Source organism: Achromobacter sp. 1014246743 (assembly GCF_059760725.1).
Genome location: NZ_JCBANA010000072.1, coordinates 1 through 13,666 on the forward strand (window position 1 = coordinate 1; position 13,666 = coordinate 13,666).

General features: G+C 63.9%; 14 protein-coding genes. 9 read left to right on the forward strand and 5 right to left on the reverse strand.

Translation table 11 applies throughout. The annotated features are described in order from the left end of the window. Positions 1-395 (forward strand): hypothetical protein (locus tag AC6LJ2_RS24545; RefSeq protein ID WP_498152375.1); only part of this gene is annotated, 395 nt, incomplete at its 5' end. Here the strand turns inward: AC6LJ2_RS24545 and AC6LJ2_RS24550 are convergent. From AC6LJ2_RS24550 to AC6LJ2_RS24570, 5 genes are all read right to left on the reverse strand, one after another. Then, entirely contained in the window at positions 382-810 is a 429-nt protein-coding gene (locus AC6LJ2_RS24550; RefSeq protein WP_263910579.1) for a HemJ family protein, read from the reverse strand. The genes AC6LJ2_RS24545 and AC6LJ2_RS24550 overlap by 14 nt on opposite strands. Before the next feature lie 458 nt (positions 811-1,268). Further along, positions 1,269-2,720 carry a bifunctional 2-methylcitrate dehydratase/aconitate hydratase gene (locus AC6LJ2_RS24555; protein ID WP_498152376.1) on the reverse strand — a complete coding sequence of 484 codons (1,452 nt, stop codon included), beginning with the start codon at positions 2,718-2,720 and terminating at the stop codon, positions 1,269-1,271. 79 nt (positions 2,721-2,799) lie between these two features. Next, positions 2,800-4,020: a bifunctional 2-methylcitrate synthase/citrate synthase gene (gene prpC, locus AC6LJ2_RS24560; protein ID WP_263910581.1), complete on the reverse strand. Its 1,221-nt coding sequence runs from the start codon at positions 4,018-4,020 to the stop codon at positions 2,800-2,802. 102 nt (positions 4,021-4,122) lie between these two features. Further along, positions 4,123-5,013 carry a methylisocitrate lyase gene (prpB, locus tag AC6LJ2_RS24565; protein ID WP_043542890.1) on the reverse strand — a complete coding sequence of 297 codons (891 nt, stop codon included), beginning with the start codon at positions 5,011-5,013 and terminating at the stop codon, positions 4,123-4,125. Positions 5,014-5,200: 187 nt separating this feature from the next. Further along, positions 5,201-6,190, reverse strand: a complete 990-nt coding sequence (locus AC6LJ2_RS24570; RefSeq protein ID WP_212318177.1) for a malate dehydrogenase — start codon at positions 6,188-6,190, stop codon at positions 5,201-5,203. A gap of 382 nt (positions 6,191-6,572) precedes the next feature. Between AC6LJ2_RS24570 and AC6LJ2_RS24575 the strand changes: the two genes are divergently transcribed. The 8 genes from AC6LJ2_RS24575 (at position 6,573) to AC6LJ2_RS24610 (ending at position 13,644) form a co-directional block, all read left to right on the forward strand. Then, complete coding sequence (locus AC6LJ2_RS24575) at positions 6,573-7,352, forward strand: GntR family transcriptional regulator (RefSeq protein WP_175191121.1); 780 nt, start codon at positions 6,573-6,575, stop codon at positions 7,350-7,352. A gap of 121 nt (positions 7,353-7,473) precedes the next feature. Beyond that, entirely contained in the window at positions 7,474-7,890 is a 417-nt protein-coding gene (gene sdhC / locus AC6LJ2_RS24580) for a succinate dehydrogenase, cytochrome b556 subunit (RefSeq protein WP_025141297.1), read from the forward strand. Next, positions 7,891-8,274 carry a succinate dehydrogenase, hydrophobic membrane anchor protein gene (gene sdhD, locus AC6LJ2_RS24585; protein WP_025141296.1) on the forward strand — a complete coding sequence of 128 codons (384 nt, stop codon included), beginning with the start codon at positions 7,891-7,893 and terminating at the stop codon, positions 8,272-8,274. Positions 8,275-8,277: 3 nt separating this feature from the next. Beyond that, positions 8,278-10,056 (forward strand): succinate dehydrogenase flavoprotein subunit, encoded by a 1,779-nt coding sequence (gene sdhA / locus AC6LJ2_RS24590; protein WP_175191082.1) that lies wholly within the window; start codon positions 8,278-8,280, stop codon positions 10,054-10,056. An 18-nt stretch (positions 10,057-10,074) separates the two neighbouring features. After that, a complete protein-coding gene (locus tag AC6LJ2_RS24595) occupies positions 10,075-10,791 on the forward strand; it encodes a succinate dehydrogenase iron-sulfur subunit (protein ID WP_183003823.1) in 717 nt (238 codons plus the stop codon). A gap of 25 nt (positions 10,792-10,816) precedes the next feature. Then, positions 10,817-11,077: a succinate dehydrogenase assembly factor 2 gene (locus AC6LJ2_RS24600; protein WP_263910584.1), complete on the forward strand. Its 261-nt coding sequence runs from the start codon at positions 10,817-10,819 to the stop codon at positions 11,075-11,077. A gap of 19 nt (positions 11,078-11,096) precedes the next feature. Beyond that, positions 11,097-12,407, forward strand: a complete 1,311-nt coding sequence (locus AC6LJ2_RS24605; protein WP_006393556.1) for a citrate synthase — start codon at positions 11,097-11,099, stop codon at positions 12,405-12,407. A 124-nt stretch (positions 12,408-12,531) separates the two neighbouring features. Beyond that, positions 12,532-13,644 (forward strand): hypothetical protein, encoded by a 1,113-nt coding sequence (locus tag AC6LJ2_RS24610; RefSeq protein ID WP_445658441.1) that lies wholly within the window; start codon positions 12,532-12,534, stop codon positions 13,642-13,644. Positions 13,645-13,666: the final 22 nt, after the last annotated feature.

Consider the following 13,666-nt stretch of genomic DNA (forward strand, 5'->3'; position numbering starts at 1 on the left):
TCGCATCCCTGCTGGAAGGCATGGGCGCCATCCAGGCGCTGTCGTCGTGGCTGGCCGCGCCCATGGCGGCGCTGGGCTTGCCGGCGCAGGCGGCGGGCGGCGTGGTGTTTTCGCTGTTGCGCAAGGAAGGCTTGCTGGCGCTGAACCAGGGGCAGGGCGCGCTGCTGGCGCAACTGACGGTGGGGCAGACCTTCGTGCTGGTGTGGCTGGCGTCCACCGCTTCTGCTTGCCTGGTGACGCTATGGACCGTGGGGCGCGAACTGGGGGCCTCTTCGGCGTGCGCGTCGCGTGCGGTTTTCTTGATCGTCAGCGTCTTGCGCGGGCGGTCCTGGTCATCAGCGGACATACGAATCCTGGCGAATGTGCAAAGGGTAGGGGGAATCAGAAGGGTTTGACGACGACCAGCGCCACCACCACCAAGAGCAGCAAGACGGGAACTTCGTTGAACCAGCGATAGAACTTGTGCGAACGGGTGTTCTTGCCCTGTTCGAATTTTCGCAGCATGACGCCACAGGCGTGATGGTAGCCGATGACGAGCAGGACGAAAAAGAGCTTGGCATGCATCCAGCCGTTGCCGGGGCCGACGCCGATGCCGTAGCCCAGGTAGAGCCACATGCCGAAGATGACGGCGATGACGGCGAGGATGGTGGTGAATCGGTAAAGGCGGCGGGCCATGCCCAGCAGGGTGGCCTGGACGGCGGAGTCGGATTGCTGGGCGAGGTTGACGAAGATTCTGGGCAGGTAGAACAGGCCGGCGAACCAGGAGGCGATGAAGACGATGTGGAAGGTCTTTACCCAGAGCATTGCCATGTGGGGGTCCGGTGTTTGTTTTGGGGGAGCTGGCATTGTAATGCTGGGGGGAGGGCATTCTTTTGGGGCGTTGTTCTTCTTCGTAGGTCGCCCCTCGGGGCGGCGGCTTGCGGAGCGGGCGCCCACGATTGCGGTCCGGCGCGCGGGCGCCGGACTGCCCCTTCGTCATTCTCGTCCGCCTTCGGCTCCCTTCGAATTCCCTCGGGCGCATCGAGGTTGCCCGCTCCGCAAGCCGCCGCCCCGAGGGGCTATGGGTTTCGAGGGTCGGGGCGCTGCTGCACCGGGTGGGGGTGGGAGAGGTTTGCGGGGCCCGCCCAAATCGGCCGCGCGGGCGGCCTTCTTGGGCTTACGCGCTTCTGGGCGTCGTGAGGGTGGTCGCTGCGCGCGGGGGGGGGTGTTGCTTGGGGCGCGCAGCGTGTGGGGACGAATTTCTTTCGGGTGGCGGGGGGCGCCTGCCGTTAGATCACGTATAGGTCGACGTACTCGTTTACCGGCATCGCCTCCAGCTTGGCTTGATCCAGGGACACGTCCAGGATTTTCGCTTGTTGGCGGGCCGGGAACATGCGGGCCAGGTTGGTCTTGAACTTGGCTTCCAGCAGGGGGATGCCGTCGCTGCGGCGGCGTTTGTGGCCGATGGGATATTCGCAGACGACTTCGTCCAGGGTCGAGCCGTCGGTGAATTCGACCGTCAGGGCGTTGGCGATGGAGCGTTTGTCGGGGTCGTGGTAGTCGCGGGTGTAGGCGGGGTCTTCGACGCAGGTGATCTTGTCGCGCAGGAGGTCGATGCGCGGGTCGCGGGCGATGTCGTCTTCGTAGTCGGCGGCAGTCAGGCGGCCGAACAGGAGGGGGACGGCGACCATGTACTGGATGCAGTGGTCGCGGTCGGCGGGGTTGTTCAGGGGGCCTTTCTTGTCGATGATGCGGATGCACGCCTCGTGGGTACGGATGGTGATCTTTTCGATGTCGTCCGTGGTCTTGCCCAGGGTCTTGAGGCGGTCGTGGATCTGCATGGCGCATTCGACGGCGGTCTGGGAATGGAATTCGGCCGGGAACGAGATCTTGAACAGCACGTTTTCCATGACGTAGCTGCCGTAGGGGCGCTGGAACGTGAAGGGCTGGCCCTTGAAGAGCACGTCGTAGAAGCCCCAGGTCTTGGCGCTCAGCACCGACGGGTAGCCCATTTCGCCGGTGCGGGCGATGAGGGCCAGACGCACGGCGCGGCTGGTGGCGTCGCCGGCGGCCCAGCTTTTGCGGCTGCCGGTGTTGGGGGCGTGGCGGTAGGTGCGCAGGCTCTGGCCGTCGACCCATGCGAGCGAGACGGCGTTGATGACTTCGTCGCGGTCCAGGCCCAGCATCTGGGCGACGACGGCGGTCGAGGCGACCTTGACCAGGACGACGTGGTCCAGGCCGACTTTGTTGAACGAGTTTTCGAGCGCGATGCAGCCCTGGATTTCATGGGCCTTGATCATGCCGGTGAGCACGTCGCGCATGGTCAGGGGCGGCTTGCCGGCGGCGATGGCGGTGCGCGAGAGCCAGTCGGCGGTAGCCAGGATGCCGCCCAGGTTGTCGGACGGGTGGCCCCATTCGGCGGCGAGCCAGGTGTCGTTGAAGTCCAGCCAGCGGATCATCGTGCCGATGTTGAAGGCAGCCTGGACGGGATCGAGCTGGAACTGGGTGCCGGGGACCTTGGCGCCGTGGGGCACGACGGTGCCGGGCACGATGGGGCCCAGCAGTTTGCGGCACGCGGGATATTCCAGCGCTTCCAGGCCGCAGCCCAGGGTGTCGATCAGGCAGTTGCGGGCGGTCTCGTAGGCCAGGCCGCTCTGGATTTCATAGTTCAGTACGTAGTCGGCGATGTCGACCAGGACCTGGTCGGGCGCGGGACGGACGTTGGAGATCGGGGCAGACATATCGGTACCTCTCCTGAGTGAGTACAGGCGGCCCGGGGCCTGCGCGGCGCGGGGGAAAGCGTCGGCAGGCCCATGGTCTTTACTTGCGTTTGTCGAGCGGCACGAACTTCTGGTCTTCCGGACCCACGTAGTTGGCGGTGGGGCGGATGATCTTGTTGTCGATGCGCTGCTCGATGATGTGGGCCGACCAGCCCGCCGTGCGTGCAATCACGAACAGCGGGGTGAACATGGCGGTGGGCACGCCCATCATGTGGTAGCTGACGGCCGAGAACCAGTCCAGGTTGGGGAACATCTTCTTGATGTCCCACATGACCGTCTCAAGGCGTTCGGCGATGTCGAACATCTTGGTGCTGCCGGCCTTCTTGGAGAGCTTCTTGGCGACTTCCTTGATGACCTTGTTGCGCGGGTCGGACACGGTGTAGACCGGGTGGCCGAAGCCGATGATGACTTCCTTGGCTTCGACGCGGCGCCGGATGTCGGCCTCGGCTTCGTCCGGCGTCTCGTAGCGCTTTTGCACGTCGAAGGCGACTTCGTTGGCGCCGCCGTGCTTGGGACCGCGCAGCGCGCCGATGGCGCCGGTGATGGACGAGTACATGTCCGAGCCCGTGCCGGCGATGACGCGGGCGGTGAACGTGGACGCGTTGAATTCATGTTCGGCGTACAGGTTCAGCGAGATGTGCATCGCCTTGACCCAGTCCTCGCTGGGCTTTTCGCCGTGCAGGAGGTGCAGGAAATGGCCGCCGATGCTGTCGTCGTCGGTCTGCACGTCGATGACGCGGCCGTTGTGGCTGTAGTGGTACCAGTACAGCAGCGCCGAGCCCAGGTTGGCCATCAGGCGGTCGGCGATGTCGCGCGCGCCCGGGGTGTTGTGGTCGTCTTTCTCGGGCAGCACGCAGCCCAGCACCGAGACGGCCGTGCGCATGACGTCCATCGGGTGGCTGGCCGCCGGCAGCGCTTCCAGCGCGTCCTGCAGCGTGACGGGCAGGCCACGCAGGCTGCGCAGCTTTTCCTTGTAGGCCTTCAGCTCGGCCTTGTTGGGCAGCTTGCCGTGCACCAGCAGGTGGGCGATTTCCTCGAATTCGCTGGTGTGCGCGATGTCCAGGATGTCGTAGCCGCGGTAGTGCAGGTCGTTGCCGCTGCGGCCAACCGTACACAGCGCGGTGTTGCCGGCGACGACGCCGGACAGCGCGACCGATTTCTTGGGCTTGAAGCCAGCCTTTTCTTCCGGCGCGGCCTGCGGCTTGACTTCCGGCTTGGCTGCGTCCTGTTTGGCTGCTTGCTTCTTGGGAGCCGTGCTCATGTGTCTACTCCTTTCCTTTCGCGGTGGTCGATGCAATGGGAGGTAGCGAGGCGCCGCAGGGATGCCGCGGCGCCGGATGCGGTTGGCGGACGGCGCGGGTTACTACGCCTTGCCCTTCTGGAAGAGGGCATCCAGCTTGGATTCGAACTCGTGGTAGCCGATGCGGTCGTACAGTTCTTCGCGCGTCTGCATCAGGTCGACCACGTTTTTCTGGTGACCGTCGCGGCGGATTGCGGTGTAGACGGCTTCGGCGGCCTTGTTCATGGCGCGGAAGGCCGACAGCGGGTAGAGCACCATGCCCACGCCCACGCTTTTCAGCTCTTCGACCGAGAACAGCGGCGTCTTGCCGAATTCGGTGATGTTGGCCAGCACCGGCACCTTGACGGCCTTGACGAAGCGGTCGTAGGTGGGCAGGTCGTAGGCGGCTTCGGCGAAGATGGCGTCGGCGCCGGCTTCGACGCAGGCCAGCGCGCGCTCGATGGCGGCATCCACGCCGTGCGAGGCGATGGCGTCGGTACGGGCGATCAGGTAGAAGTCGCTGTCGGTGCGGGCGTCGGCGGCCGCCTTGACGCGGTCGGCCATTTCTTCGGTGCTGACGATTTCCTTGCCGGGGCGATGGCCGCAGCGCTTGGCGCCGACCTGGTCTTCGATATGGCAGGCGGCGGCGCCGAACTTGATCAGGCTCTTGACGGTGCGGGCGATGTTGAAGGCCGACGGACCGAAGCCGGTGTCGATGTCGACCAGCAGCGGCACGTCGCACACGTCGGTGATGCGGCGCACGTCGGTCAGGACGTCGTCCATGGTGTTGATGCCCAGGTCGGGCAGGCCCAGTGAACCCGCGGCCACGCCGCCGCCGGACAGGTAGATGGCGCGATAGCCGGCGCGCTTGGCCAGCAGCGCGTGGTTGGCGTTGATGGCGCCGATGATCTGCAGCGGGCTTTCTTCGGCGAGGGCGCGGCGGAACAGGGCGCCGGCGGATTCGGGTCTGGACATGGGAGGTCTCCGTCTTTCTTCTGGTTGGCCCACGACCTTAGCGCGGGTCCGGAACATAAATCTGTCCCCTTCGCGACAATCGTCGGCGGGCAGGGCAAAGGGACAGGTGTATGTCTCGGTCTGGCAAAAGCGGTCCTGCTTAAGGATTGGGCCCGCATGAACGGGCCCAATCCTTGACAAGCGCTGCTTACTTCAGCAGGTCCTTGACGCCGTCGCGCTCTTCGAGCAGCTCTTTCAGCGTGAAGTCCAGGCGCTCGCGCGAGAAGGCGTCGATTTCCAGGCCTTCGACACGCTTGTACTCGCCGTTTTCGGTCGTGACCGGCACGCCGTAGATGATGCCTTCGGGGATGCCGTAGGAGCCATCCGACGGGATGCCCATCGTGACCCACTTGCCGTTGCTGCCCAGGACCCAGTCACGGACGTGGTCGATGGCGGCGTTGGCGGCCGATGCGGCCGAGGACAGGCCACGGGCTTCAATGATGGCGGCGCCACGCTTGCCCACGGTGGGGATGAAGGTATCGCGGTTCCAGGCGTCGTCGTTGATCAGCTTGGCCAGCGATTGGCCGCCGACGGTGGCGAAGCGGAAGTCGGGGTACATGGTGGGCGAGTGGTTGCCCCACACGACCAGCTTTTCGATGTCGGCCACGGCCTTGCCCGACTTGGCGGCCAGTTGCGACAGGGCGCGGTTGTGGTCCAGGCGCAGCATGGCGGTGAAGTTCTTGGCGGGCAGGTCCGGCGCCGACTTCATGGCGATGTAGGCGTTGGTGTTGGCCGGGTTGCCGACCACCAGGACCTTGACGTTGCGGCTGGCGACGTCGTTCAGGGCCTTGCCCTGCGCCGTGAAGATCTGGGCGTTGACCGACAGCAGGTCCTTGCGTTCCATGCCGGGGCCGCGCGGGCGGGCGCCAACCAGCAGGGCCACGTCCGCATCCTTGAATGCCGTGCGGGGGTCGCTGTGGGCGGTGACTTCCTGCAGCAGCGGGAAGGCGCAGTCATCCAGTTCCATGATGACGCCCTTCAGGGCCTTTTGCGCTTTTTCGTCAGGAATTTCAAGCAGCTGCAGAATGACGGGCTGATCTTTGCCCAGCATTTCGCCCGAGGCGATGCGGAACAGCAGTGCGTAACCGATTTGGCCGGCGGCGCCGGTGACGGCGACACGCAAGGCAGGCTTAGACATGGACGTTCTCCGTAATGGTGTGGCGAGAAAAAATCTCACCAATCAGTGTAATCCGTTGAGCGGCAAAGACAGCGCAAGCAGGGCGCCTGGACAGGTCGTTACACCCCAGGGCGGGCGCGTCGCCGGACAGCCAGGAATCCTAGATCGAATTTACGTGTGCGTCAATTGATCTTATATCTTATATAAGACATAAGACGTTGGACAGCGCCGCGCCCGATATGCCACAATAGAGCGTTTGTTCGAATGCGTCGCAGCACCGCCGGCTGCTGCGCCTGTATCAGGCCAGAACACCGGCACCGCAGCAGCGCATTGTGGATGGAACCGCAATCCTTTGCGTTGCCTTTCCATTCTCCGGATGAACATGACACGACCAAGACGATCCATGGCAGACCCCCGGCCCGAAACCTCCTTACGCACACGCGCCGCCCGTCCAACGGGCGAGGGAGCCGCTTTCAGTCCGCTGTACCGCCAGATCAAGGACCTGCTCGTCCAGAGCCTGGACCGCGGCGAATGGAAGCCCGGCGAACTCATCCCCAGCGAAATCGACCTGGCTGCCCGTTTCCAGGTCAGCCAGGGCACGGTGCGCAAGGCGGTCGACGAGTTGGCCGCCGAACACCTGCTGCTGCGGCGCCAGGGCAAGGGCACCTTCGTCGCCACCCACCATGAAGCCCGCGTGCGCTACCGCTTCCTGCGCCTGGCCGCCGACGAAGAAGGCGAGCCCGGCCGCGCCGAAAGCCGAATCCTCGAATGCCGCCGCCTGCGGGCGCCCGCCGAGATCGCACGCGCGCTGGACCTGCGCGCCGGCGAAACCGTGGTGTCCATCCGCCGCCTTCTGTCCATGGGGCAGACACCCACCGTGCTGGACGACATCTGGCTGCCGGGGTCCATCTTCCGCGGCCTTACCCTCGAGCTGCTGACCGCCAACAAGGCGCCGCTCTATGGCCTGTTTGAATCCGAGTTCGGCGTCAGCATGGTGCGCGCGGACGAAAAGCTGCGCGCGGTTGCCGCGCCGGCCGAAGTCTGTACGCTGCTTAATGTTGCCGCCGGCACGCCGTTGTTGCAGGTGGATCGTGTCTCGTACACCTATGGTGACCGCCCCATGGAAATTCGGCGGGGCTTGTACTTGACCGATCGATACCACTACCGCAATAGTCTGAATTGATGAGCTTTTTACCTACGATTTGATACCAACCCGATCTCTGGGCGAAAATACCGTGTTTGCCCGCAAGGGCCACGGCATTTGCGCCGTCACGATTCCCTAGTTCCGAAACACCGAGGCCGTCATGTCCGACACCGCTGCCAAGCCACGTCCGCAGTTTCGCAATATTGGGCTTGCCCAAGTTGCGTTCTCCTATCGCCTGCCCCTGGCCGGCAAGCTGTCCATCCTGCACCGCATCAGCGGCATTTTGCTGTTCCTCTGTTTGCCCTTGGTCATCGTTCCGCTGTTCGCAGCGAGCGTGGCCGCGCCGCAATCGTTCGCCTGGATCGCCTCGTTCGCGGCCAACCCGATCGTCAAGCTTGTCTTCCTGGTCCTGATCTGGGGCTACCTGCACCACTTCTGTGCCGGCATCCGCTACCTGCTGCTCGACCTGCACATCGGTATCGACAAGCTGTCGGCCAAGAAAAGCGCCGGCGTGGTCTTCGGTGTCAGCCTGGCGCTGACGCTGGTGTTCGGTCTCAAACTGTTCGGAGTGCTGTAAATGGCCGCCGCTAAAAACTACGGACCCAAGCGCCTGGTCGTCGGCGCTCACTATGGCGTCATGGACTTCATCATCCAGCGCATCACCGCCGTCATCATGGCCGTGTATACGTTGGTACTGCTCATCGGCATCCTGACGATGCCTGCCTTCACGTACGAACACTGGGTCAAGCTGTTCAATTTCTACGTGGGCTTCATTCCGGTTGGCCAGATCCTGGCCTCCCTTGCCTTCTTTGCGTTGGCCTGGCACGCCTGGATCGGTGTGCGCGACATCTGGATGGACTACGTCAAGCCGGTGGGCCTGCGCCTGCTGCTGCAAGTGCTGACGATCCTCTGGTTGATCGGTACGGTCATTTATTTTGCGCAAATCCTCTGGAGCATCTAAGCCGTGGTCTCTGTCCTGAAATCCTTGCCGCGCCGCCAGTTTGATGTGGTGGTCGTTGGCGCCGGTGGAGCCGGCATGCGTTGTTCGCTGCAACTGTCCCAAGCGGGCCTGTCGGTTGCGGTGCTGTCCAAAGTGTTCCCCACGCGTTCGCACACGGTTGCCGCGCAGGGCGGCGTGAGCGCCTCGCTGGGCAACATGAGCGAAGACAACTGGTACTGGCACATGTACGACACCGTCAAGGGGTCGGATTGGCTGGGTGACCAGGACGCCATCGAATTCATGTGCCGCGAAGCCCCGAATGCCGTGTACGAGCTCGAGCACTTCGGCATGCCCTTCGACCGCAACCCCGACGGCACCATCTACCAGCGTCCGTTCGGCGGCCACACCGCCAACTTCGGTGAAAAACCGGTCCAGCGCGCCTGTGCCGCCGCAGACCGCACCGGCCACGCGCTGCTGCACACCCTTTACCAGCGCAACGTCGCTGCGCGCACCCAGTTCTTCGTCGAATGGATGGCGCTGGACCTGCTGCGCAACGAAGCCGGCGACGTCGTGGGCGTGACCGCCCTCGAAATGGAAACGGGCGAAATCTACATCCTGGAAGCCAAGACCACGGTGCTGGCCACCGGCGGCGCCGGCCGTATCTGGGCTGCGTCCACCAACGCCTTCATCAACACCGGTGACGGCCTGGGCATGGCCGCCCGCGCGGGCATCCCGCTGCAGGACATGGAATTCTGGCAATTCCACCCGACCGGCGTGGCCGGCGCCGGCGTGCTGATCACCGAAGGCGTGCGTGGCGAAGGCGGCATCCTGCTGAACAAGGATGGCGAACGCTTCATGGAGCGCTATGCGCCCACGCTGAAGGACTTGGCCCCGCGCGACTTCGTGTCCCGCTCGATGGACCAGGAAATCAAGGAAGGCCGTGGCTGCGGTCCGGACGGCAGCTACGTGGTGCTCAAGCTTGACCACCTGGGCGCCGACGTCATCAACAAACGCCTGCCCTCGATCCGCGAAATCGCCATCAAGTTCGGCAACGTCGACCCGATCAAGGAACCGATCCCCGTCGTTCCGACCATCCACTACCAGATGGGCGGCATTCCGGCCAACTACCATGGCCAGGTGCTGACGCGCGAAAACGGCGAAAACAAGATCGTCAACGGCCTGTACGCCATCGGCGAATGCGCCGCGGTGTCGGTGCACGGCGCCAACCGCCTGGGCACGAACTCGCTGCTGGACCTGATCGTGTTCGGTCGCGCCACCGGCAACCACATCGTCAATTCGCACCCGGAACGCCAGCACGCCCACCAGGACGTGCCGCAGCAAGCCGTCGAATTCTCGCTGGACCGCGTGAACAAGCTGGAAGCGCGCACCTCGGGCGAAAAGACGCAAGACATCGGCAACGCCATCCGCTTCTCGATGCAGCGCCACTGCGGCGTGTTCCGCACGCTGGAACTGCTGAACGAAGGCGTGACCCAGATCGAAGACCTGGCCAAGCAAGCCGACAACATCTACTTCAAGGACAAGTCCAAGGTGTTCAACACCGCGCGCGTCGAAGCGCTGGAACTGGCCAACATGACCGAAGTGGCCCGCGCCACGATCAAGTCGGCCGCCAACCGCACGGAAAGCCGCGGCGCCCACGCGCTGGACGACCATCCGACCCGCGACGACGAAAACTGGCTCAAGCACACGCTGTGGTACTCCGAAGGCAGCCGCCTGGATTACAAGCCGGTGCAGATGAAGCCGTTGACGGTCGAGTCCTTCCCGCCCAAGGCGCGTACCTTCTAAGTCCGGATAGAGCCCACTATGAGCACCAAGAGAATCGTCAAGTTCGAAATCTACCGCTACGATCCGGACAAGGACGAGCGCCCGTACATGCAGAAGCTGGAAGTCGAACTCCAGCCCACCGACAAGATGCTGCTTGATGCGCTGGTGCGCATCAAGAACGACGTCGATGACAGCCTGGCGCTGCGCCGCTCGTGCCGTGAAGGCGTGTGCGGTTCCGACGCCATGAACATCAACGGCAAGAACGGCCTGGCCTGCACGACCAACCTTCGCGAACTGAAGGAACCCATCGTGTTGCGCCCGCTGCCGGGCCTGCCCGTCATCCGCGACCTGATCGTGGACATGACGCACTTCTTCAACCAGTACCACTCGGTTCGCCCGTACCTCATCAACGACACGCCGCCGCCTGAAAAAGAGCGCCTGCAGTCGCCCGAGGCCCGCGAAGAACTGGATGGTCTGTACGAGTGCATCCTGTGCGCGTGCTGTTCCACTTCCTGCCCGTCGTTCTGGTGGAATCCGGACAAGTTCGTCGGCCCGGCCGGCCTGCTGCAAGCCTACCGCTTCATCGCTGACAGCCGCGACGAAGCCACGGGCGAGCGCCTGGACAACCTGAACGACCCGTTCCGCCTGTTCCGTTGCCACACCATCATGAACTGCGTCGACGTCTGTCCCAAGGGACTGAACCCGACCAAGGCGATTGGCAAGATCAAGGAACTGATGGTCCGTCGTACGGTCTAGTAGTGAATGTATTGAAGGTGTCACCATGAGCAGGCTTACTGAACTGGAACGGGCGCGTCTGCGTTGGCGGGCGCGCCGCGGCCTGCTCGAAAACGACTTGATCATTACCCGGTATCTGGACGCTTACGAGGCCGAACTTACCGACGATGATGTGGCCGCATTGACCCAGCTGTTCGAGATGGGAGACAACGACCTTCTCGACCTGCTGCTGGCCCGCAAGGAACTCGAAGGCGCCCTGGACACCCCCAGGCTTCGGGGCATTATTGGCCAGATGCGCGCACTGTGATTAATTGAGAGGAATGAACATGAACCTGTCTGACAAAAAAGCCACTCTATCCTTCTCGGATGGCAGCGCACCCATTGAGTTCCCTGTCTACAAGGGCACGGTCGGTCCGGATGTGATCGACATCCGCAAGCTGTACGGCCAGACGGGCATGTTTACGTTTGACCCCGGCTTCATGTCGACGGCTGCCTGCGAATCGGGCATCACGTACATCGACGGCGACAAGGGCGAACTGCTGTACCGCGGTTACCCCATCGAGCAATTGGCCGTCAATTGCGACTTCATGGACATCTGCTACCTGATCCTGAACGGCGAACTGCCCAACCAGGAACAGAAGGCCGACTTCGATTCGCAAGTGACCCATCACACGATGGTGAACGAGCAGCTGCACTTCTTCCTGCGTGGTTTCCGCCGCGACGCCCACCCGATGGCCGTCCTGACGGGCCTGGTGGGCGCACTGTCCGCGTTCTACCACGACTCGACCGACATCACGAACCCGCAGCATCGCCACATCTCGGCCATCCGCCTGATCGCCAAGATGCCGACGCTGGTCGCGATGGCGTACAAGTACTCGCAAGGCCAACCGTTCATCTACCCGCAGAACGACCTGTCCTACACGGGCAACTTCCTGCGCATGATGTTCGCCACGCCGTGCGAAGACTACAAGGTGAACGAAGTCGTCGAGCGCGCGCTCGACCGCATCTTCATCCTGCACGCCGACCACGAGCAAAACGCCTCGACCTCGACCGTGCGCCTGTGCGGCTCGTCGGGCACCAACCCGTTCGCAGCCATCTCGGCCGGCGTCGCTTGCCTGTGGGGCCCGGCCCACGGCGGCGCCAACGAAGCGTGCCTGCAGATGCTCGAAGAACTGCAAGCCAACGGCGGCATCGCCAAGGTCGGCGAGTTCATGGAGAAGGTCAAGGACAAGAACTCGGGCGTGCGCCTGATGGGCTTTGGCCACCGCGTCTACAAGAACTACGATCCGCGCGCCAAGCTGATGCAGGAAACCTGCAAGGAAGTGCTCTCGGCCCTGGGCCTGGAAAACGACCCGCTGTTCAAGCTGGCCATGGAACTGGAACGCATCGCCCTGTCCGATCCGTACTTCGTGCAGCGCAAGCTGTACCCGAACGTGGACTTCTACTCGGGTATCGTCCAGCGCGCCATCGGCATCCCGACCTCGCTGTTCACGGCCATCTTCGCGCTGGCCCGCACGGTGGGCTGGATCGCCCAGTGGAACGAAATGCTGTCCGACCCCGACTACAAGATCGGCCGTCCGCGTCAGCTGTTCACCGGTTCGGTCACGCGCGACGTGCCCCCGATGGACAAGCGTTGATTCGCAGCCTGGCATGAACAAGAAACCGCCTTCGGGCGGTTTTTTGTTGCCCGCGTCTGGCGGGGCCTTGCCGGACGCGGCAGCGGCAGGATAGGGGCACGGTTTTGGCGATATCATTGCCGCCATGATTCCGATAGCGCTCCCTTCAGCTGGCTTCTACATCCTGCTTTCCTGCGGCTTTTTGGCCGGCCTGGTGTTGCTGGGCTGGCTGCTGGTCGTGGCGGTCAGTTCAGGCGCACGCCGCACGGTTCGCAAGTACTGGAAGACATCCAGCCTGGTGTTCCTGGTGCTGCTGGTGCCGTTCGCGTTCTATGCCTGGGTGCAGGCCGTGTTCTGGCAGGTCGGGCGCGAAAGCGACCGCGCCGAGGCCGCGCGCAAGGTCACGCTGGAGCAGCCGACGACGGTAGGGGGCATTCTCATGCCCACGGGCACACGGCTGAAACTGCAGGACGAAGGCCAGCTCGAGACCTACGTCGAGGCTCTCTTCCCACAGCCCGTGCCGATGTACGGTGTGCTGGCGTCAACCGCGACGCGCTATCTGGATTCCGATTACGACAAGGACACCTATGCCTTGCTGGGGCGTTACCCCCGCACGGTGCTTCTGCGCGGCACGGGCAGCCAGGCGGTGCTGGGGTGGCAATGCGACGCCACCCAGGACATCGAGATCGACGTGGCGCGCGACGGCGCCATGACTGCGTTGAACAAATGCGTGCTGGGCCAGGGCAACCGAGTCGAGCACCTGGACATCGCGCCGGGGTCCATCGTCTATGGTTCGACCGGCACCGTCTATACCGACGGATCGAGGGATCCGGACCGCTGGCGCATCGAGGTCAAGGACCCCGTGGCGGTCAAGGTTTTCGGGCTGTCGCTGAGCAATCCCCGAATCTATCTGGATGAGGATCGGCACCTGTTCCGGGTCAGCGACGCGGAACTGGCTTGCCCGACGCAGCTGGGCGACCTGAGTTATGCCGCGGGCACGCAGGTCCAGACCATGCGGCGCGGCCGGGGCGATCAGCGCGAGCCATATCCCGGCGTGCTGGTTCTGAGCCCCTGGAATGGCCAGGTGGCCAAGCGCGCCGGCCAGCCGGACGTGCCCGAAGGCATGTCCGTGATGCAGACGCTGACGGGCGAGGTCGTGGGCATTGCCAAGAACGAGACCGTGGGCGTATTTCACTTCGCCACGTTCAGCGTCGGCGACCAGGCGCCGCAAACGCCGGTCCGCGCACGCTGCCCCTGAACTGAACGGGCAGCGGCGCGAC

Coding starts and splice junctions, on each gene's coding strand:
- AC6LJ2_RS24550 (WP_263910579.1), bottom strand. CDS start 810: ATGGCAATGCTCTGGGTAAAGACCTTCCACATCGTCTTCATCGCCTCC.
- AC6LJ2_RS24555 (WP_498152376.1), bottom strand. CDS start 2,720: ATGTCTGCCCCGATCTCCAACGTCCGTCCCGCGCCCGACCAGGTCCTG.
- prpC (WP_263910581.1), bottom strand. CDS start 4,020: ATGAGCACGGCTCCCAAGAAGCAAGCAGCCAAACAGGACGCAGCCAAG.
- prpB (WP_043542890.1), bottom strand. CDS start 5,013: ATGTCCAGACCCGAATCCGCCGGCGCCCTGTTCCGCCGCGCCCTCGCC.
- AC6LJ2_RS24570 (WP_212318177.1), bottom strand. CDS start 6,190: ATGTCTAAGCCTGCCTTGCGTGTCGCCGTCACCGGCGCCGCCGGCCAA.
- AC6LJ2_RS24575 (WP_175191121.1), top strand. CDS start 6,573: ATGGCAGACCCCCGGCCCGAAACCTCCTTACGCACACGCGCCGCCCGT.
- sdhC (WP_025141297.1), top strand. CDS start 7,474: ATGTCCGACACCGCTGCCAAGCCACGTCCGCAGTTTCGCAATATTGGG.
- sdhD (WP_025141296.1), top strand. CDS start 7,891: ATGGCCGCCGCTAAAAACTACGGACCCAAGCGCCTGGTCGTCGGCGCT.
- AC6LJ2_RS24595 (WP_183003823.1), top strand. CDS start 10,075: ATGAGCACCAAGAGAATCGTCAAGTTCGAAATCTACCGCTACGATCCG.
- AC6LJ2_RS24600 (WP_263910584.1), top strand. CDS start 10,817: ATGAGCAGGCTTACTGAACTGGAACGGGCGCGTCTGCGTTGGCGGGCG.
- AC6LJ2_RS24605 (WP_006393556.1), top strand. CDS start 11,097: ATGAACCTGTCTGACAAAAAAGCCACTCTATCCTTCTCGGATGGCAGC.
- AC6LJ2_RS24610 (WP_445658441.1), top strand. CDS start 12,532: ATGATTCCGATAGCGCTCCCTTCAGCTGGCTTCTACATCCTGCTTTCC.